Origin of the sequence: Rhizobium sp. CG5 (assembly GCF_023701945.1) — a bacterium.
GTDB lineage: Bacteria > Pseudomonadota > Alphaproteobacteria > Rhizobiales > Rhizobiaceae > Allorhizobium.
In genome coordinates, this window is the sequence record NZ_JABAEF010000001.1 from 499,481 (window position 1) to 518,393 (window position 18,913).

General features: G+C 62.5%; 16 protein-coding genes. 7 read left to right on the forward strand and 9 right to left on the reverse strand.

The features are described from left to right. Window positions 1-45 precede the first annotated feature (45 nt). The 4 genes from HGO38_RS02480 to HGO38_RS02495 all read right to left on the reverse strand — a co-directional run bounded on the left by HGO38_RS02480 (window position 46) and on the right by HGO38_RS02495 (window position 4,512). On the reverse strand, window positions 46-1,743 hold the full coding sequence (locus HGO38_RS02480) for an ABC transporter substrate-binding protein (RefSeq protein WP_250954325.1): 1,698 nt from the start codon (window positions 1,741-1,743) through the stop codon (window positions 46-48). Window positions 1,744-1,818: 75 nt separating this feature from the next. After that, on the reverse strand, window positions 1,819-2,712 hold the full coding sequence (locus tag HGO38_RS02485; RefSeq protein WP_250954326.1) for a proline iminopeptidase-family hydrolase: 894 nt from the start codon (window positions 2,710-2,712) through the stop codon (window positions 1,819-1,821). Between the two features lie 31 nt (window positions 2,713-2,743). Beyond that, window positions 2,744-3,334, reverse strand: a complete 591-nt coding sequence (locus HGO38_RS02490) for an ANTAR domain-containing response regulator (protein ID WP_250954327.1) — start codon at window positions 3,332-3,334, stop codon at window positions 2,744-2,746. After that, window positions 3,331-4,512 carry a transporter substrate-binding domain-containing protein gene (locus tag HGO38_RS02495; protein WP_250954511.1) on the reverse strand — a complete coding sequence of 394 codons (1,182 nt, stop codon included), beginning with the start codon at window positions 4,510-4,512 and terminating at the stop codon, window positions 3,331-3,333. Before HGO38_RS02495 ends, HGO38_RS02490 begins: the two co-directional genes overlap by 4 nt. Window positions 4,513-4,953: 441 nt before the next feature. On the opposite strand from HGO38_RS02495, the gene HGO38_RS02500 reads away from it, so the two are divergent. The 4 genes from HGO38_RS02500 (at window position 4,954) to HGO38_RS02515 (ending at window position 9,119) form a co-directional block, all read left to right on the forward strand. Continuing rightward, window positions 4,954-6,336 carry an aromatic ring-hydroxylating oxygenase subunit alpha gene (locus tag HGO38_RS02500; RefSeq protein ID WP_250954328.1) on the forward strand — a complete coding sequence of 461 codons (1,383 nt, stop codon included), beginning with the start codon at window positions 4,954-4,956 and terminating at the stop codon, window positions 6,334-6,336. A 301-nt stretch (window positions 6,337-6,637) separates the two neighbouring features. Further along, entirely contained in the window at window positions 6,638-7,240 is a 603-nt protein-coding gene (locus HGO38_RS02505) for a hypothetical protein (protein WP_250954329.1), read from the forward strand. A 203-nt stretch (window positions 7,241-7,443) separates the two neighbouring features. Next, window positions 7,444-8,268 (forward strand): hypothetical protein, encoded by an 825-nt coding sequence (locus tag HGO38_RS02510; RefSeq protein WP_250954330.1) that lies wholly within the window; start codon window positions 7,444-7,446, stop codon window positions 8,266-8,268. A 26-nt stretch (window positions 8,269-8,294) separates the two neighbouring features. Continuing rightward, the gene (locus HGO38_RS02515; protein ID WP_250954331.1) at window positions 8,295-9,119 is read left to right on the forward strand and encodes a hypothetical protein; all 825 of its coding nucleotides are present in this window, start codon (window positions 8,295-8,297) and stop codon (window positions 9,117-9,119) included. A 315-nt stretch (window positions 9,120-9,434) separates the two neighbouring features. On the opposite strand, the gene HGO38_RS02520 is transcribed toward HGO38_RS02515, so the two are convergent. Then, the gene (locus HGO38_RS02520; protein ID WP_250954332.1) at window positions 9,435-10,847 is read right to left on the reverse strand and encodes an aminotransferase; all 1,413 of its coding nucleotides are present in this window, start codon (window positions 10,845-10,847) and stop codon (window positions 9,435-9,437) included. A gap of 225 nt (window positions 10,848-11,072) precedes the next feature. On the opposite strand from HGO38_RS02520, the gene HGO38_RS02525 reads away from it, so the two are divergent. From HGO38_RS02525 to HGO38_RS02535, 3 genes are read left to right on the forward strand one after another with little or no spacing between them, the layout of a single operon-like run. Beyond that, on the forward strand, window positions 11,073-12,005 hold the full coding sequence (locus HGO38_RS02525) for an ABC transporter permease (RefSeq protein ID WP_250954333.1): 933 nt from the start codon (window positions 11,073-11,075) through the stop codon (window positions 12,003-12,005). Then, window positions 12,002-12,823, forward strand: a complete 822-nt coding sequence (locus HGO38_RS02530) for an ABC transporter permease (RefSeq protein ID WP_250954334.1) — start codon at window positions 12,002-12,004, stop codon at window positions 12,821-12,823. The genes HGO38_RS02525 and HGO38_RS02530 overlap by 4 nt, the downstream gene beginning before the upstream one ends. A 7-nt stretch (window positions 12,824-12,830) precedes the next feature. After that, the gene (locus HGO38_RS02535; protein ID WP_250954512.1) at window positions 12,831-13,937 is read left to right on the forward strand and encodes an ABC transporter ATP-binding protein; all 1,107 of its coding nucleotides are present in this window, start codon (window positions 12,831-12,833) and stop codon (window positions 13,935-13,937) included. A 19-nt stretch (window positions 13,938-13,956) separates the two neighbouring features. Here the strand turns inward: HGO38_RS02535 and HGO38_RS02540 are convergent, their stop codons facing one another. From HGO38_RS02540 to HGO38_RS02555, 4 genes are read right to left on the reverse strand one after another with little or no spacing between them, the layout of a single operon-like run. After that, window positions 13,957-14,211: a hypothetical protein gene (locus tag HGO38_RS02540; RefSeq protein WP_250954335.1), complete on the reverse strand. Its 255-nt coding sequence runs from the start codon at window positions 14,209-14,211 to the stop codon at window positions 13,957-13,959. A gap of 10 nt (window positions 14,212-14,221) precedes the next feature. Then, the gene (locus HGO38_RS02545) at window positions 14,222-15,442 is read right to left on the reverse strand and encodes an aminomethyl transferase family protein (protein ID WP_250954336.1); all 1,221 of its coding nucleotides are present in this window, start codon (window positions 15,440-15,442) and stop codon (window positions 14,222-14,224) included. Continuing rightward, entirely contained in the window at window positions 15,439-16,998 is a 1,560-nt protein-coding gene (locus tag HGO38_RS02550; RefSeq protein ID WP_250954337.1) for a phytoene desaturase family protein, read from the reverse strand. Before HGO38_RS02550 ends, HGO38_RS02545 begins: the two co-directional genes overlap by 4 nt. Beyond that, on the reverse strand, window positions 16,985-18,604 hold the full coding sequence (locus tag HGO38_RS02555) for a phytoene desaturase family protein (RefSeq protein WP_250954338.1): 1,620 nt from the start codon (window positions 18,602-18,604) through the stop codon (window positions 16,985-16,987). The genes HGO38_RS02550 and HGO38_RS02555 overlap by 14 nt, the downstream gene beginning before the upstream one ends. Window positions 18,605-18,913 lie beyond the last annotated feature (309 nt).

The window sequence follows — 18,913 nt, forward strand, 5'->3', positions numbered from 1 at the left end:
GGCGGCACAACTCTGCGCCGCCCGCCGGATTACGTCAGCCGCGGCTCACTTGACCCAGGACTGGGAGGTGATCCAGCGGTTCTGCTTGTTGAACAGGTAGTTGCCGAGCCGGGCCGAGGCGAAGTTGACGCTTTTCGGGGTGAAGAGCGGGGCCACCGGGGCCTGTTCCATGAAGCCCTTGTCGACCTCGGCCCATTTGGCATTGGCGGCTTCCGGATCGGTCAGCGCCAGGGTCATCGCCTCCTTCATCTTGGCGTCGAGATCCTTGTTGCAGTAGCCGGCGATGTTGATCGAGGCATCGGTGCCGGGCGTGAACGAGGCGCAGGACAACAGCACGTTCAGGAAGTTCGAGGCTGCGGGATAATCCATGTACCACTGCGTCACGCTGATCTGGACGTTGTTGCTGGTGTTCTGGATGTAGGTGAACTGGATGTTCGGCGAGATTGCCTTCATCGAGGCGTCGTAGCCGAGTTCGGAGAGTACGCTCTGGATATAGGTGCCGATGCCGCGCGAGGTGGCGTTGTCCTCAGCGATCACGGTGACCTTCTGGCCCTTGGTGCCGGACTCCTCGACCAGCTGCTTGGCCTTGTCCATGTCGGCACCGGCCCATTGCGGACCGGGCTCGGAACTATAGAGGCAATCGTCGACATGGCCGGGGAAGTCCGGCGGCAGGATCTGGCAGGTCGGCTGAGCGAGAACTTCGCCGCCGAACAGGCCGACGAGCGCGTCGCGGTCGAGCGCGTAGTTGACGGCCTGGCGCACCTTGACGTTATCGAAGGGGGCCAGATTGGTGTTCATCGGCGCGTACCAGAAGGCGGCCAGCGGATCGAGATGGATCTGGCTTGCATATTTCGCGCCGATTTCCGGCAGGCGGTCGGCCGGCGGCGTGTCGTACATCCAGTCGATCTGGCCGTTGATGACGGCATTGATCGTTGCCTCTTCGGTCAGGCCGAACTTGTAGACGATCTCGTCGACATACCCGTCCGGCTGGGCATCGACGCTCCATTCCTTGAAATGCGGATTGCGCTTGATGACCAGCTGTTCGGTCGGGTTGTAGCTGTCGAAATAATAGGCGCCGGTGCCGGGGATCGGCGTGGTGCCGGCATCGGCGGTGGGTGCGTCGGCCGGCAGGATCGAGGCATGCGGGACGGCGAGCTTCGAGAAGATTTCCGAGTCCGGCGCGACAAGGTTGATCGTCACGGTGCCGGCGGCATCGTCGCCGACGACCCCGCCGTCGAGCGTGCAGCTGGCGGCGTCGGCGATGCATTTGTCGGCGCCGATGATGCCGTTGTAGAAGCTGCCCATGGTCGGGCCCTTGACCTTGAAGATGCGCTGGAAGGAGGCGACGACGTCGGAGGGCGTCACGTCCTTGCCGTTCGAGAACTTGATGCCCTTGCGGATCTTGAAGACATAGGTCTTGCCGTCATTGGTCGGCTCGGGGATGGCCTCGGCAATCGACGGGACGATCTCGAAGCCGTCCGTGCCGCCGGCTTGGCGGAACTTGACGAGGCCGTCATAGGTCATCTGGTAGATCTGCCAGAACTGGGCGGTGTAATTGATCATCGGATCGATCGTGCCGGCGGCCGAAACGGCGGCAAGCGTCATGGTGCCGCCGCGATGCTTGGCCATCAGCTCGGCGCGGTCCTCGGCGTGGGAGACACCGGACAATGCCGTCTGGGCAAGCAGGGCGCCGGCGGCAAGCAGGCCGGCGCGGCGCACGATAGGTTTCAAGTGTAGCGTCATGATTTGTTTCCCTCTGGTTTTTTTCGTGGTTGTAGGTCGCGCCCTTGGCTGGACGGCTTGTTCTTGTGGAATGGGTCAGGGCGCCTTGGCGTCAAGGAACCCGGCGACTTCCGCCATGCAGGCGTCGCGTTCCTCGACATGCGGCATGTGGCTCGATTGCTCGAAGATGCGCCAGCGCACGTCCGGGATCTCGTCGGCATAGGGCTGCACGCAGGCCTCCGTGGCCTCGTCGTAGCGGCCGGAGATCAGCAGCGTCGGGACGGTGATGGTGGAGAGGCGGCCGACGATCGACCAGTCCTTCATCGTGCCGATGACGTGGAACTCGTTCGGGCCGTTCATGGTGTAATAGACGGTCGGGTCTGTGGCGATCGCGTCGAAGGTGCGCTGGACCTCGGGCGGCATCGGCACGATGCGGCAGACATGCCGCTGGTTGAAGACATCGGTCGCCGCCATGTATTGCGCGCTGTCGGTGGTGCCGGCCTGTTCGTGGGCGAGCAATGTCGCCTGCACGTCCGCGGGCAGGGCGTCGCGCAGCCGGTTGGCTTCCGAGATCCAGGTCTTCATCGCCGCCGGAGAATTGGCGATGATCAGCGCTGTGAGACCTGCGGGATCTTCCACGGCAAACTCGGCCGCCAGCATGCCGCCCCAGGACTGGCCGAGCAGGCAATAGCCGCCGCGGATGCCGAGATGGTCGATCAGGTTGTGCAGTTCGCAACGGAAGAAGGCGACGGTCCAGAAGTCGCCGCCCTTGTCCGGCAGGTGGGTCGATTTGCCATTGCCGACCTGGTCGTAGTGGATCACCGCCCGGCCGGTCGCGGCGATGTCCTTGAAGCTGTCGACATAATCATGGGTGCAGCCCGGGCCGCCATGGGCGACGATGAGCGGCGGCTTGCCGGAGGCCAGATCTCCGGTGATCCGGTACCATGTCCTGTACTCCCCATAGGGGGCAAAGCCTTCAGTGATGGACACGCGTCATGCTCCTTTTCTGTTTCAATCTCTGTCAGGCGCCGCTTTTGGTACGGCGATCGTCGCGGCAGATGGCTTCCGCCGTCTCCTCGATGGTCATGCCCCAGTCCATGGCGATCTTGCGCAGCCGTTTCCAGGCGCCGGCCTCGTCGAGCCCCTCCTGCTGCAGGAGCTTGAGGATCGCGCGAACGACGATCGGTCGCTGGCGCAACCGGTCTTCGAGCGCCCGGATGTCGTCGGCCTGGCTGCGGGTGATCTGGTAGGCATGAGCGGCGATCAGCAGGGCGCTGTAGGCGCCGGTCGAGCCGATCGGTTTCAGCAGATGGGCGTTGGAGCCCTGGGCAAGCGCCCATTCGATGCGGCCGGGCGCCTCCGAACCGATCAGGGCGATCATCGGCATGGGCGCAAAGCCGCGCGGCCAGGGAAACTGGCCGTCATGGCCCATGTCCGCATCGAAAAACACGACGTCGCACGAGGCGTCGGCGCCGTCGATCTGCGGCCAGACGGTGCTGACGCGGATATGCAGCAGTTCCAGCTGGCGCTTCAGGGCATCCACGGAAGGATGTTCCCGGTGCAGGATGACGGCATGCCAGGTGGCAAGCGGAAGGCGCTGGGCGCGGCTCATTTGATCACCTTCAGCATAGAACCGGCCAGAGGTGCTGCGGGATCCGCGTCCGCTCCGCCGCCGCCGAGCGGTCGGCCGAGCGAGCGCACCAGATAGGGATCGGCAGCCACCGGCGCCGGTGCACTGTGGAAGATGTCGAATTCACCATCGCTGTTGGACAGCGCCAGATGGGGGCGCAGCGCCGCGTGATGGGTGCGGGGGTCCACGGTGATCGGCCCGAGCGGTGTCTCGAACAGCCGTGACGTGACGATCCGCCGGATTGCCTCTGGCGCGTCGGTCGCCGCATCCTCGATCGCCCGGGCAAGGATCGAGACGCTCATATAGGCGGCAACGAAGGAGGTGGTCAGCCGCCGGTCGCTGCCGTGGCGAAGCGCCATGCGCGCCTTGAAATCGCGGTTTTCGGCGCTGTCCAGCCGGTTGAAATAGGGCGCGGCCGACATATGCCCGGACCGGGCGGACGGTGTCAGACCTTCCAACTCGGTTTCCGACAGGTTGCAGGCCACCACCGGCGGCGCGTCGGGCGTAACTCTGCGCAGGCTATCATAGGCAGCGAGGAAGGCCGTTACCGACTCTCCGACCAGGTTGCTGAGGATGAAATCGGGCCGCTTCTGGGCAATTTCCGCGATCAGGTGGTCGACCTCCGTGGAGCCCAAGGGAACGAACCGCTCCGACACTACCTGGCCGCCGGCACCCTCGGTGATCTCGCGGGCGATGCGGCTGATCTCCCAGCCCCAGATGTAGTTGGAGCCGACGATGAAGGGGCGGCGCCCGTAGCGGGGCAGCACATGATCGAACAGCGGCAGCAGGTGCTGGTTGGGACAGGCACCGAGATAGATGGCGCTGTCGCTCGCCTCGTAGCCCTCGTAGGGAAAGGCATACCAGAGAAGCGCACCATGGCGCTCGATCGCCGGCAGCACGTCCTTGCGGCTCCAGGAGGTGATGGTGCCGATCACATGGCGGCAGCCGTGCTGGCGGATCGCCGCCTCGCACAGAAGCGCATAGCGTTCCGCCCGACCGGCCGGATCGTCGATCTTCGGTTCGATGCGGAAGGAGAAGCGGGTATCGGCATTGACTTCGGATATGGCGGCCATGGCGCCGGCGACGGCGTCCCGGCCGAGCGAGGCATAGGCCCCGGTCGTCGAATAGAGGATGGACACCGGCACCGTCTCGCGCTTCATCACGCGTGCCCCCGATGCTGCGACTTTTCATGTCCCTTTGCATTCATGATCATATCCCCAAGGCTTCATTGCCCGGTTCCATTCCCGCTTGGCGCCCCGAAACACCTGTTCGTCATGGTTCGGAACAAAAAAAGCCCCGCACCGCGGCTCTCGCGGTATCGGGGCTCTTTTGCCGTTGGCAGCTTCTGCCGTTTTCAAAGGTGAAGCTAGTTTATGGCTGCATTATAGTCAATTGGTTTGTCTGCCCAAATATTGACCATGCGGAATATTGGACAAGTCTGTCGCGCTCGACGTCTTGATGTTCGGCTGATGTGCCTTCGTCAGTCGGGCCTCGGTCCATGAGCGCAGCCCCGGCCCTAGCTGCGGGATGTCCTCAAGAGCTTTCCTTCATCGACAAATCGTGCTTATATTGAATGAACGTTCAGCAAATAAGAGGGCGCCATGAACGAGCATATCAGGGATATCGCCGTTCCGAGGGACTGGGACAGACGGGGGCTTCCGGGGTGGTGTTACCATTCCGACGCGCTGCTGGAGCTGGAGAAGGAGCATGTGTTCCGCAGCCATTGGCAGATCGCCTGCCATGTACAGGATCTGGCCGAGCCGGGGAGCTACATCACCATCGACATGGTCGGAGAGCGGGTTCTCGTGCTGCGCGACAAGGACGGCACGGTGCGGGCCTTCCACAATGTCTGCCGCCATCGCGGCTCGCGCCTCGTCACGGCAGAGACCGGGCATTGCCGGGGCGCGCTGGTCTGTCCGTTTCACGGCTGGGTCTACAATCTCGACGGCACCTTGCGCGGCCCGGCCCGGCCGGACAGCTTTCCGCCGCTCGACAAGCACGAATTCGCATTGGCCGGCATCGAGACGGAAGTCTGGCTCGGTTTCGTCTTCATCCGCCTCAAGCCCGGCCCGCAGCCGTCCGTCGCCGAACTCATGAAGCCGTTTGAGGCAGAGCTTGCCCATTACCATACCGCCGACATGATTCCGACCGGCGGGTTCTGGGGCCATGAATCGCCGGTCAACTGGAAGTCGGTGCGCGATGTCGACAACGAAGGCTACCATGTCGCCATGGCGCATCCCTCCCTGCAGGACCTCTACGGGTCGAGCTATTTCGACGAGCCGTTCGTCGATGGCATCTCCCGTTCCTTTGCCACCTACAATCCGCGAGCCGGCCGGCGCTGGAGCGTGGGCAAATATCGCGCCATCGCACCGGAGGCCGCCCATCTGCCGCCGGAACTGCGCATGGCGTGGATCTACTACGGCCTGTTCCCGAACAACGTGATTGCGGTCACGCCGGAGACGGTGCAATTCTACCAGGAATTCCCGATCACCCGCGGCCGCACCCAGCTTCGCGGCGCCATCTATCGCCATGCGGACGAGGGGCGGGCGCAGCGTCTCGCCCGCTATCTTGCGGCGCGGATCGACCGGGATACCATGGCCGAGGACGTGCAACTCACCGTGTGGTCCAACGAGGCGATGACCTCGCGGGCCTTTGCCGGCTTCTATCTCTCCGATCTGGAATATGGCGTTCGGACCCACCACAACCACCTGCGGGCCGTTCTGCCGGTCATGACGCTCGATACGGCGCCGGAGGAGGAAAAAATGGCCGAGGTGAACGCGCGCATGTCGAACAGTGTGTGGCGGGTGTCGCGGATGGTGGTGCGAGGCCGAGAGGGGACTGTATGCTGTCGGTGTTTTGACATCGAAAGCTGCCTGCTGACAGCGATGGACGACCCAACGCTTCGTCCTTTGCCTCCTCGCTTTACTCGCTGCAAATCACCCTCAGATTCAACCCGACTGCTTCCTCCAAAAAAGTCACGGTAGCTACCATCACCACCGACTGATCCGCGGTGCGTGCGGCTCGATTGGATCAACTGACATATTCCGCCCCTGGAACTAGCGATATCCCCTCGCTCAGCATCATGTCCCCATCTGGCGCATCGGAGGCGTGAAATTTCGCTCCCGGTGGCTTGTTTTTGTCATCGTTCCCTTCGTAAATCGTGCTGACTGTGCTGTAAATAAAAGCGATCCGCGTCAAAGGTGGATCTTTCTCGGGTATGCAACCTATGCTTGATCAAGGCGAACTATGATGGTATTTTTCCCTTCACTATAGGGGAGGCTACCTATGTTAATTCAAAATTGCCTAAAGGGAATTGTCGAAAGACAGAACAGCTTCAGCGATATACAGGCAATCAGCGCACTTCAGAGCGAGGGACTTTCCGCTTCATGGCTGCGTGCACAACGAACAAGGATGTCTGCATTCGCAGGATCGAGCCATTCGGTTCTGTCTCAAAACGCGCTTGACGCTCACGTAAATGGCTTTGGAAAAGCCAAGTCAAGGACACCATATTTTTCGCTTTCCGCAGGCTGCGTCGAACTCGATCCGGCGACCAAGATGACCACTGCTTATAGTGCGTTACAGACCGCCCTGGAATTCGCAACAGAGGGAGGTAGTACATCTGGATACGTCTTCAGACTATGGGTGCTGGTTTCACCGAAGCCTGCGCCAGAACTCCCAGGCTTTGCTGAGGAGGTACGCGAACTGAACTTATTCCGGCAATATGCCGTTTATCACTATGAAGGGGAGGTGGCAGCGAAGCTCTTCATTCCTGCGCGCCAGATCGAATGGGTTGACAAATTTGACGCTAGCCTTAGTCGCCTCTGGCGGCAGCGAAACCCCAACTTCGTCAAACCTGAAAGAGTCTCCAACGTTTTGGAGATGCTCTAATGCCGTGGCATCCCTCGCTACCGTCGAAATATTTTGACAAAATCTGCGCGCAACGGATCAGATTTCTCAACAGCTTTGCCGATCAAACATCAATACTCATGGAAGTTCCCGATAGCGATAACGAGATGCCTTCCCCACCGGAGGATCTCAGAGCATCCTTGTCTCCCCTTATCGACCCCAGAGTCATAGCAAGGACCGCGGCGATGACTGAAGCCGCGGAGCTGGCATTTCTTAGCAATCGCACTTCCGACGCTATGAGCCAAATCAAATCAGTCGTAGTGGAACTGTCAGAGTACAATGAAGAATTGTGGCCAACGGTCCGATTGGCTCTTCTCGGCGCGGTTAATAAACAGGCGCAGACCGAATTGACGTCAGAGGGAATTTTGCTTCGGTGCGGCGGCAAGACAAAGCGAGCAACGTGGATAGCAGACGCGAAAATTGCCGATCACGCTGCAGGTGCATTGGTCGCAGCCGCGCTGGCTTCCGGAAATCTTGATCAGACCCTTGAGCTCTTAGCACGACCAAACCGTGGCAGCGATGACATTACGCTAGGCTTTATAGCCGTCATGAAGACTGCCGAGACGGACGTTCTGCCGTTGTTCGGTTTTAGAAAAAACGATGATGGCACAATCGAGAGAATGTTTGATACGGATGGGCGAAAAGCTGAGCCAGGTTGGATCGCGGCCGTAGCCCGAGTTCAGGATTATGCCGCACGCGTTCGAGTACTGCGAACCGATCGGATACGATGGAGCCAGATGCGACCGAGAGCGCCTCTGTTGGATTGGACGTTGTTGTTGATGTTCCTTGGCATCCGGCGATCTTGCGGAAAGAAACATTTGGATGAGTTGGTGCGGAGATGCGGAACCGACGGATTGGCTCCGAAACTGGCGACCTATCTACGCGATCTCGCCAACGAAATTGAAGGAGGGTCTGACGGTAATCGAGGTATTCGTCCGAAACCGCCAGCCCCGGACGGGTACGGCTCAGCTAAAAGATACCAAACGATGCCAACCCAAACTTATCGATGACAGCGTGCTAAGAGGATAAATTCACGATGGCAGGAGTGACTCCTGAGCAACTCGAACAACTCAAGGCGATGATCCAAGCCGCAGCACCACATTCGGCATCCCAGTCTGACTGGACCGATACTGTGGATGTCATCGGCCGTTTCATCCATGACGCAGGTTGGCCTCTCGTGGTGCTCGCGGCACTAATCCTCTTCCGTGACCCGATCAGTCGAATAAGCTCGTTCATTTACAAGGATATAAGGTTTGAGATTGACAAGAAAATAGAAAGCGCGGGCAAAAGTGCGGAGAAGGATCACACGGGCCTTCCTCAGGGCCTACCCACCACCAGCGAGCTGGCGCGGTCCGTAGAGGTGGAAATGTTGGCGAAGACTGTCGAACCCTTGGAGATTCGTAGCACGGCAATGCGCCTTGCTGGAGAATACGAACGGGTTCGAGCAAACATGTCCCCTGGTGACTCAAGGACGCGACGCATGGAAGTCATTGTAGCCAAGATGCGGAGTTTCGGCGGTGCGGTAGTCCCGCTGCGCCACGAACTCATTGCCTCTCAGTCACCTGGCCAACGGCTTGTGGTGATCGCCTCGCTGCAAGTCACGCCCGACTATGAACTGCTAGATTGGCTGGTGGACCGATTGAAAGAGGAGAAACCATTCGTCGGCTACCATGCCGCACTTGCGTTGCTTGTGGCCGCCCGCGACCCGCGCGCTAGTGCGAATCTGAACGCCTTGACGAGCGCGAGGGAGCAGCTTCAACAAGTTGAAAGTGGATTGCCTACAGACAGTGACCGTGCGACGACGCTAGCGGAATTCAAATCGCTGATTGCGCATTTGGAGTCCGCCAAAAAGAACACTTGATCTATGGCATGCTGAGAAGCCAGCCGGGCCAACGCCGTCCAATAAGCACCTTGTATAAATGCGCTGAGAACGAAAATTTCGGAATAGCGGTGCACGAAGTACTCGCTTTTATAGCAAGTTGCCGTGTGCGGTGGACAATGTAGCAATGTGCATCGAAAATTCTGCGGGCAGCGGAGTGGCCAAGTCCGCAGTTGGCGCGTTGCGGAAGTGGCGAACACGAACGACTGCTTCCAGGAAATTAGAAGTGCACCGGCAATGGCCAGAATGAAGGCGCCAAGCCGAAACAACCCCCGAAACCGGTCGCCACCGTATGCATCAGCCCTTCCACAGACCTTCGCGCACCAGTTCGTCCTGGGTGAGCGCGATGCCCTGTCGCAGGATAGCAACCAGATCGTCGATCTGCGGTCGGGAAATGGAAAGCGGCGGCGACATCACGCACATGTGGATGAGGGGGCGCACCAGCAGGCCCAACTGCTGGCAATGGGCATCGATCCGCTTGCCGACCTCGAGATCGAGTGCCAGCGGATTGTTGCTCTGCCGGTCCGCCACGCATTCCACGCAGGCCATCAGGCCGAGGCCGCGCACCTCGCCGACCAGGGGCAGGTCTTCCAGCGTCTTCAATTGCGCCTGGAAATAGGGGGCGTTGACCCGTGTCTGCGCAAGCAGGCCGCCCTCCAGAAGATCCAGATTGGTCTGCGCCACGGCGCAGCCGATCGGGTGGCTGCTATAGGTCAGGCCATGGGCGAACATCGCCTCGGAATGATTGGACTGGCGCAGCCGTTCGAGAAGCCGCGACGAGATCATCGCGCCGCCGAGCGGGAAATAGCCTGAGGTCACGCCCTTGGCAAAGGTGATGATATCGGGCTCGATGCCGAAGACATCCTTGGATGCGAAGACATGGCCCAGCCGCCCGAAGGCCGTCACCACCTCATCGGCGATGAAGAGGATATCGTGCTGCGCGCAGAGGGCCCGCATGCGGGCAAGATAGCCGTCTGGCGGCACGATCACCCCGCCGGAGGCCATGATCGGCTCGGCAACGAAGGCGCCGATGCGATCGGCGCCATGGGTTTCGATCGCGCCCCGGAATTCCTCGACGAGTTGATCGCAGAACGCCTCCACCGAGAGACCGGCCGGGCGGCGGAACGGGTTGGGGCAGGCGACCTTGATGACCAGCTCGCCGGCGCTGTCCATCCAGTCGTGGTCGCGCGGCCGGCCGTTCAGCGATGCCGACAGATAGGTGGAGCCGTGATAGCCGCCCTGGCGCGCCACGATCATCTTCTTGTCCGGTCGGCCGAGCACGTTGTTGGTAAACTGCATGAAGCGCAGCGCCGTCTCCACCGCCGACGAACCGCCGGTTGTATAGAAGACATGGTTCAGGTCGCCGGGCGCATGGGCGGCCAGCCGCTGCGACAGGCGAACCGAGGGTTCGCTCGCCGTATACCAGGGCGAATTGTAGGAGAGGGCCATGGCCTGCTCATACAGCGTGCGCGCAATCGGCTCGCAGCCGTGGCCGACATTGGTGCACCACATGCCGGCCGGGCCGTCGATCAGCCGGCGGCCTTCGATGTCGGTGACGTAGATTCCGTCGCCGGACACGATGCCGCCGCGCGCTTCCGCGCCGATCTCGCCCGCCACCGGCCAGGGCTGGATGAGGTGCGCCCTGGCCGTTTGCGCGAATTCGTCGCGCGCATCCTGGGTCATATCGTCGGCGTTGCGAATTGCAGCCATGGGGAGCACCTCGTAGCGATCGTTTCAAGAGATTGAAATCGAACATAGAATAGCATCATATTGAATGGACGTTCAATCAAATTCCGATGAAATGACGCTTGCAATTCATCGACAATTGCGCTCATCATGGGGACGGGAACGAAAAAGGCGGAAAGCCGGAGGACCTGTCATGCGCCGATTGCTGCATTACGCCTGTTGTCCCCGCGGATCGGGGGAGGGGCGCTGATGGTCCTGGCTGCGGATCGATCAGCCGAGGGGCTCGCCAAGCGGCTGGACTCAGGCCCTGCCAACTGCCGCTCATGGCTGCGCGGCGAGGAGGCGGCGGGCCTCACGCTGATTTCGCCGACCGCGCTCTACGCGCTTTTCATGCTCGGCATCCCGATCCTCACCGTCATTGCCTACAGTTTCTGGTCCCAGGATTATCTGGAGATCGACCGGAGTTTCACCCTCGAGAACTATCGGACGGCCCTGACCGAGCCGATCTATCGCGATCTGCTGGCCCGTTCGCTGGCCATCTCGCTCGTCGTCAGCGTCGTCACCGTCGTGGTCTCCTATCCGGTTGCCTGGTTCATTTCCTTTCATGGCGGCCGGCACAAGAACCTGCTGCTGTTTCTCATCACCGTGCCGTGCTGGACGAGCTATCTGCTGCGCGTCATGTCCTGGAAGATGATCCTCGGCTATCAGGGCGTGTTGAATACCGGCCTGATGTCGGCCGGCGTCATTACCGAGCCGATCGGTTCGCTGCTCTACAATTCCAATGCCGTGGCCATCACGCTCGTCCACAGCTGGGCGGCCTTCGCCATCCTGCCGATCTTTGTGTCGCTGGAGAAGATCGATCGTTCGCTGGTCGAGGCGGCGCGCGACCTTGGCGACGGACCGGTGCGCAGTTTCCTGCGGGTGGTTCTGCCGCTCTCCATGCCGGGCGTCGTTTCGGCCCTGCTGATCGTCATGATCCCGACCGTCGGGGATTACGTGACGCCCCGTCTGGTCGGCGGCAAGGACGGCGTGATGATCGCAACCGCCATCCAGGCGCAGTTCGGCAAGGGCGCCAACTGGCCGCTGGGGGCGGCCCTGTCCGTCACCACCATGGTGATCGTGTCGCTGATGGCCGGGGCCTTTGCGCTCCTTTTGAAAATCGCGGCGAGGCGGATCCGATGAGCCTGCTCAATGTCTCGCGCTGGCGCCTTCTGCCGGTCTACATGGCCGTCTATCTGGCCTTCCTCTATCTGCCGATCCTGCTGCTGCCGGTGTTCTCCTTCAACGCTGCCGCCGCGCCGCGCTTCCCGCTCGCCGGCTTCACGACGAAATGGTACGCGTCCTTGTGGGGCAATCGGGAAATGCTGGATGCGGCCTTCAACAGCCTTGTCGTCGGCCTCTGCGTGTCGATCCTGTCGACGGGACTGGCGATCTGCGCGGCGCGTGCGGTGACGCGCTACCGCTTCCGGGGCCGGCAGGCCGCCAATGCCCTGATCATGGCACCGCTGTTCCTGCCGGAGATCATCGTTGCGGTCTCGCTGCTGATGATCATCCTGCAGGTCGGCATGGAACTGTCGCTGGCCACGGTGATCCTGGGACAAGTCGTCTTCTGCCTGCCTTATTCGATGGCGGTGCTGACGGCAGGATTCGAGGGATTCGACCGATCGCTGGAGGAGGCATCGCTCGATCTCGGCGAGACCGCCTTCGGAACATTTCGCCGGGTCACGCTGCCCGTGGTCTCGCCTGCCATCCTGTCCAGCCTTCTGGTGTCCTTCACCATCTCGCTCGACGAATTCCTGCTGGCTTTCTTTCTGTCCGGAACCGAGCCGACGCTGCCGGTCTATATCTGGGGACAGCTCCGGTTTGCCGCAAAGCTGCCGGGTGTTCTGGCGCTGGGCAGCATCATGCTCGCTTTGTCGATCTGCCTGATTGCCGCCGCCGAGCTTTTGCGCCGGCGTGCCGAGCGCCACCTTTCCGCGGGAGCCGCAGCCCATGTCTGAGACGCCGATGATCGAGATTTCCGCCGTCAACAAGTTCTACGGGATCTACAAGGCGCTGACCGATGTTTCGCTCGACATTACTGCGGGGGAATTCTTCTCGCTGCTCGGCCCGTCTGGCTGCGGCAAGACCACGCTGCTGCGCTCCATCGCCGGCTTCGAGGCGCCCAGCTCCGGCGATATCCGCATCGACGGCCAGTCGGTGATTGGCGTCGCGCCCAATCGCCGGCCGACCAACATGGTCTTCCAGAGCTACGCCATCTTCCCGCATCTGAACGTCGAGGAGAATGTCTCCTACGGGTTGAAGCGGCTGAAGCTCGGTGCGGCGGAAGAGCATCGCCGGGTTGCCGAGGCGCTGGAGCAGGTGCGGCTTGGCGATCTCGGCCAGCGGCGTGGCCATGAACTGTCCGGCGGCCAGCGCCAGCGCGTGGCACTGGCCCGGGCCCTGGTGCTCCGGCCCAAGGTGCTGCTGCTCGACGAGCCGCTGTCGGCCCTCGACAAGAAGCTGCGCGAGGAGATGCAGTCCGAATTGCGCGCTTTGCAAAAGGCGGTCGGCATCACCTTCGTGCTGGTCACCCACGACCAGTATGAGGCGCTGGCGCTTTCCGATCGGATCGCCGTGATGTTCGGCGGACGCATCGCGCAGGTGGCGACGCCGAAGGAGCTTTACCAGCATCCGCTGACGCGCCTGACCGCCGACTTTCTCGGCGGCATGAATTTCCTGTCCGGCCGTGTGGTCGAGAAGGCCGGCGAGATGCTGGCGGTGGAGACCGAGCGCTTTGGCCGGCTCAGGCTTGCGACGGCTGCCTCGGGTGGCAGGCCGGGCGACAGCATCACGCTGGGGATCCGGCCGGAGCGGCTGCGCCTGCTCTGGGACGGCGAGCGTGCCGACCATGAATTGCCGGGCACGGTGATCGACCGGGCCTATTTCGGGGAAACCACCCATCTGTCCGTGCGGGTCGACGGATTGGAACAGCCGCTATCGATGATCGAGACCAATACCTACGGCGCCGATGACCTGCCGATCGGCGCACCGATCCGGCTTGCCTATGATCCGGAGGCCTTTGTTGCGCTCGCCGACGACAAGACCGAGGAGCGCATCCGCCAGATCGCCTGAGGGGCAGGGCGCTGCCGCCTCAGCCGAGAGAGCCGCGCTTCAGTCTGTCGAGCCAGTCGGCGCCGATCTTGTAACGCCGCAGCACGTCGGCGGGATCTTCCGCATCGAGGCGGGCGAGGTAGCGGTAGATCTCCAGCGTCTGGGCGTCCATCTCACCGCGCCAATAGAAATACATGGCCGCGGCATATCGGGCCCGCCCGGACCATTCGATGCCGCACGGTAGCGTCACCAATTGCCATTGCGCTGCGGCTTCGCTTTCCGGTTCGGTGTCCACCGCGATCGCCTCAGAACCGTCCCGGCGGGGTTACCGTGCGCCGCTCCAGCTTGATGAAGGGGCGCGGCACGATCTTGGCGCGCTTCATCATCTTCTGGTACTGAAGTTCCCGCAGCGCATAGATTTCCACCCACAGGTCGTCGGTGATGCGCTCGCCGAAGGGGCGCGTCAGGGTGGCGATGGCGATGTTGCGCTTGGCAAGCGGCGACCAGATGCCGGCGGTGACGATCCCTGCCTCGCGGCTCTTGCGGTGGTAGACGAGGGCGTGCTCGGCGGCAATGTTGCCGTCGATCTCCAGCCCGACCAGAATGTGGCGCAGCGATTTGGTCTGGCGCGCCTTGAGGATCGCGTCGCGACCGTTGAAGAACGGCTTTTCCGGATCGACCAGCCAGTCCAAACCGATTTCGTCGGGCATGCGCTCGCGGTCAGGGCGCAATGCCGCCTCGGCGGTGGTGAAATCGCCATTGGCGACGATGAAGCCGGCTTCGATGCGGGCCCGGTTCAGGGCATTGTAGCCGATCGCCTTGAGACCGAAGATCTGGCCTGCCTGCCACAGCCGGTCCCAGAGCGACAGGGCGATAGCGGCCGGCGCAAAAAGCTCATACCCGAGGTCGCCGGTAAAGCCGGTGCGCGAAATCACCACCTCGCCGCCCTCATGGTCGAAGGCGGCCAGCTGGAACGGTTTCAGCGTCTCGACGCCCGAAAATCCGGCGGCGTCGAGCACGGAAAAGCTAGTCGGCCCCTGCAGGGCGAGAGCTGCCAGCGCCTCGGTTTCCTCCTCGATCGTGACGGTGAAACCCTCGGCGCTGTCGGCCAGCCAGGGCAGGTGGCGTTCCTGGCAGCACAGGCGGAAATCCGTGTCGGCCAAGCGAAACAGCGTGCCGTCGTCCAGCACATGGCCGTGATCGTCGCACCAGGCGGTGTAATGCACCCGGCCCGGACGCAGCTTGCGCACATCGCGCAGGGTGACGCGATTGAGGAAGCGCTCGGCATCGACGCCGCGGATGCGATACTTCACCATGGGCGAAATGTCGAACAGGGCGGCGGTCGAGCGGATGGCGAAATATTCGAGTTCATCGTCGAAGACCGAGTGCGGTGCCTGGTAGCCCGCCCAGCTATACCAGTCATGGGTGGTCGACAGCGCCTGAAGCCGGGAATGGAACGGTGTTTCAAGACGCGGCGTGGCGATATGGGCTTGTCCGGCACGGCGCAGGGCGGGGTCGATGGTCATCGTCTGTCTCCGGCAAGGATATGGCGCGCCGAAAGCAGGCCCGGCAGGCCGGAAATGCCGCCGCCGGGATGGGCGCCGGCGCTGGCGAGAAAAAGACCCCGGAGCGGCGTTTCGTAGCGCGAAGCGGCCTGGACCGGCCGGTTGACCAGAAGCTGGTCGGCCTGCAGTTCGCCGTGATGCCAATGGCCGCCGGGCATGCGATAGGCGGCCTCGATATCCGGCGGCACCATCAGCCGTGCGCCGCGAACGGTTGCGGTGATGCCGGGGGCGTGACGCTCGAGCACGGAGAGCGCAGCGGCCTGAAGCCTGGCCCGTCCGGTCTCCCAGCCTTCCTTCAGCGTGTAGGGCACGAAGGGGATCAGCGCAGACAATGTGGCGGCGCCGGAGGGCGCAAGCCCAGGTTGCGCCAGGCTGGGGATCATGACCTCCATCACCGGGTCGCCGGAGAATTCCCCGTATTTCGACGGATTGAAGGCCGTCTCCACCTGTTGCATCGACCGGGCGATGACCAGCCGGCCGCGATGGGCTTGAGGCGTCAGGCCGGCAAAGGCCGGCGGCGCATCCAGCGCCAGATCGAGCCGGGCGACATTGCCCTTTGAGCGGATATTGGCGATGGCGCGCCGGAAGCCGGTGCCGATCTCGGCGGCGTCGACGAGGGTGAGGAAGGTTGCCTTCGGGTGAACGGCCGAGACGACCAGCGGCGCCGTCAGGGTCTCGCCGCTTTCCAGCGCGACGCCGCTGACCATGCCCCGGTCGGCCAGAATGCGCGCGACCGCGGCATTGGTGCGGATTGTGACGCCGGCTTTCAGAGCCCCTGCGACGAAAGCCTCGCCCAGCGCCTCCATCCCGCCTTGTGGCACGTACTGGCCGCCGGCCCGTCCGTTGGCCTCGCCGGTCAGGCGGTAATAGAGGCCAAGCAGCGAGGTGGGCGAGCGGGGGCCGAGCTGGATGCCGAGCGTGGCATCAAAGGCAATCAGCGCCTTCAGGCGGTCGTCGCTTAAATACTCGTCGCCGACATCGGCGACATTCATCAGCAGCATGCGCAGGAAATCGCGTCCTTCCTCGCGGCCCTTCAGCAGCAGGCCGAGGCCTGCCGAAGCGAATGCGGCGAGGTCGCCGCCGCTGACCTTGCCCATCGGCGGCGTCGTCCGCTTCAGAAAGCGTCGCAGGATGCCGGCCTGGAAGAGCAATTTGGTGCGAAGGGTGCGGAAACGCTCGGCCTCGTCGCTGGAAACGCCCGAGATTCGTTCGCCATAGGCTCCTTCGAGAATGACAGGGGGCTGGCCGGGCGACAGCACGACGGTCTCAAGTTCCGGGCCGCCGGACAGATGGGCCGGCAGGTCCAGCAGTGTCGCGACCTCGGGATCCAGCCGGTTGATGATCTGGGCCGGGCCGTTCGAGCGGAAGCCGGGATGGAATTCGTCACCGCGCAGGGCGCCGCTGGCGACAGGCTCGGCCTCCAGGACGACGACCCGGCGTCCGCCGCGGGAGAGCGCTGCTGCGGCGGTCAGGCCGTTGTGGCCGCCGCCGATCACGATCGCATCAAATGACGTCATGGGCCCCGCTCATATGTTGCCGGCCGCGTTTCAGGTCGCGCAGGATTTCAGCCGCCGCATTGCGGCCCGGTGCGCCCATGACCCCGCCGCCAGGATGGGTCGATGAGCCGCAGAGATAAAGGCCCTTCACAGGGCTGCGATACTGGGCGTAGCCGGGCACCGGCCGGTTGAACAGCAACTGGTCGAAGGTCAGTTCGCCCTGAAAGATATTGCCTTCCGTCAGCCCCACTTCGTCCTCGATCTCGCGCGGGGTGCGCACTTCCATATGCAGGATGCGGTCGCGGAAGCCGGGGGAATAGGTGGAAATCTGGCTGATGACCGTTTCGGCAAAGGCGTCGCGGTCGGCATTCGTCCAGTCGCGTCCGTCGACCTTGGGTGGGCAATATTGCACGAAGCAGCTCATGAAATGCTGGCCGGGCGGTGCCATGGTCGGATCAAGCGTGGTCGGGATCATCATGTCGACGAAGGGATCGGCAGACCATCGCCCGTCCTTCCAATCGTCATAGGCGCGTTCCATGCGCTCGACGCTGTCGGTGAAATGCATGTCGCCGCGGATGCAGTTGGAGGCCTGCGGCAGGGCTGGAAATTCCGGCAGGCTGTCGAGCGCGATGTTGAGCTTGCCCGACGAGCCGCGCATCTTGAAATGCCTGACCCGGTGCACGAAGCGTTCCGGCAGATCCTTTTCCTCGACAAGCTTCAGGAAGGTCCGCTTCACGTCGGCATTCGACACGATGGTGCGACCGCGCACCTCTTCGCCACCGGCCAGCACGACGCCGGTGGCCTCGCCGCGGCGTGTCAGAACCTTCTCGACATCGGCGCCGGTGCGGATCGTGCCGCCGGCGGCCTGAAACGAACTGGCCAGCGCCCGGCTGATCGCGCCCATGCCGCCCCGCGCATAGCCCCAGGCGCCGACCGATCCGTCCACTTCCCCCATGTAGTGGTGCAGCAGCACATAGGCCGTGCCGGGCGACATAGGGCCGAGCGCCGTGCCGATGATCCCCGATAGCGCCAGATAGGCCTTCACCACGTCGGTCTCGAAATATTCATCAAGGAAATCCGAGATGGACATGGTCCAGAACCGCAGGGTCGCGGCCATCTCGGCCGCTGAAAATTCGCCGAAGCGCTTGGCGATAAACAGCAGTTCGCCGATATCGCGCGGCTTGAAGGAAAACGGATCGGGTGCGGTGCGCATCAGCAGCGGCTGGATGAACCGGCACTGGCGCGTCACGTCGCGGGCGTAACGCTCATAGGCCTCCGCGTCGCGCTTCGACCAGCGGGCGAATTCGCGCCGGTGGCTGTCGTGGTCGCGATAGGAGGCGAGGTAATCGCCGTCCTTAGTGAACACCGCGCCGCCCTCGTAGGATATGATCTGCAGCCCGTGCTTGGGCAGCTCCAGGTCGCGCATGATCTCGGGGCGAAACAGGGAGCAGACATAGGAACAGTTGGAATAGAGAAAACCCGGCGTCAGCTCGCGGCTGGTGGCCGCACCGCCGACCCAGTCGTTCTTCTCCAGCACCAGGACATCCAGCCCGGCCTTCTGCAGATAACAGGCGGCGACAAGGCCGTTGTGACCGCCGCCGATCATCACCACGTCATGGGTCTTCATGCTGCCCCCGGTTCGTCGCGTTTCCCAAAACTGACATGGAAAACCGTCGTTTGTCCAGTTATATTGAATGAACATTCAGCAAGTTTGTTGCAAAGTCCGAGGATTGCATTACTCTGTGTGGAGACGAAAGGGCGTCGATGATCAGGCACGGTATCAGTTCGCGAAAGCGGGTGACGGGGCTGCATGCGGCCGGACACTGTTTGTGGGGTTCGGTCGCTCTCATGCGCGGCAAGGGTCTTGACAGGGACGCTGTCCGTCACGCTCATCTGAGGGCTGATGAACCGTGTGGAGGCCGATGATGTCTTTGCA

Bases quoted from the DNA above. Each gene is read 5' to 3' on its own strand.
- HGO38_RS02480 (WP_250954325.1), bottom strand. From the start codon at position 1,743: ATGACGCTACACTTGAAACCTATCGTGCGCCGCGCCGGCCTGCTTGCC.
- HGO38_RS02490 (WP_250954327.1), bottom strand. From the start codon at position 3,334: ATGAGCCGCGCCCAGCGCCTTCCGCTTGCCACCTGGCATGCCGTCATC.
- HGO38_RS02495 (WP_250954511.1), bottom strand. From the start codon at position 4,512: ATGAAGCGCGAGACGGTGCCGGTGTCCATCCTCTATTCGACGACCGGG.
- HGO38_RS02500 (WP_250954328.1), top strand. From the start codon at position 4,954: ATGAACGAGCATATCAGGGATATCGCCGTTCCGAGGGACTGGGACAGA.
- HGO38_RS02505 (WP_250954329.1), top strand. From the start codon at position 6,638: ATGTTAATTCAAAATTGCCTAAAGGGAATTGTCGAAAGACAGAACAGC.
- HGO38_RS02510 (WP_250954330.1), top strand. From the start codon at position 7,444: ATGACTGAAGCCGCGGAGCTGGCATTTCTTAGCAATCGCACTTCCGAC.
- HGO38_RS02515 (WP_250954331.1), top strand. From the start codon at position 8,295: ATGGCAGGAGTGACTCCTGAGCAACTCGAACAACTCAAGGCGATGATC.
- HGO38_RS02520 (WP_250954332.1), bottom strand. From the start codon at position 10,847: ATGGCTGCAATTCGCAACGCCGACGATATGACCCAGGATGCGCGCGAC.
- HGO38_RS02525 (WP_250954333.1), top strand. From the start codon at position 11,073: ATGGTCCTGGCTGCGGATCGATCAGCCGAGGGGCTCGCCAAGCGGCTG.
- HGO38_RS02530 (WP_250954334.1), top strand. From the start codon at position 12,002: ATGAGCCTGCTCAATGTCTCGCGCTGGCGCCTTCTGCCGGTCTACATG.
- HGO38_RS02535 (WP_250954512.1), top strand. From the start codon at position 12,831: ATGATCGAGATTTCCGCCGTCAACAAGTTCTACGGGATCTACAAGGCG.
- HGO38_RS02545 (WP_250954336.1), bottom strand. From the start codon at position 15,442: ATGACCATCGACCCCGCCCTGCGCCGTGCCGGACAAGCCCATATCGCC.
- HGO38_RS02550 (WP_250954337.1), bottom strand. From the start codon at position 16,998: ATGACGTCATTTGATGCGATCGTGATCGGCGGCGGCCACAACGGCCTG.
- HGO38_RS02555 (WP_250954338.1), bottom strand. From the start codon at position 18,604: ATGAAGACCCATGACGTGGTGATGATCGGCGGCGGTCACAACGGCCTT.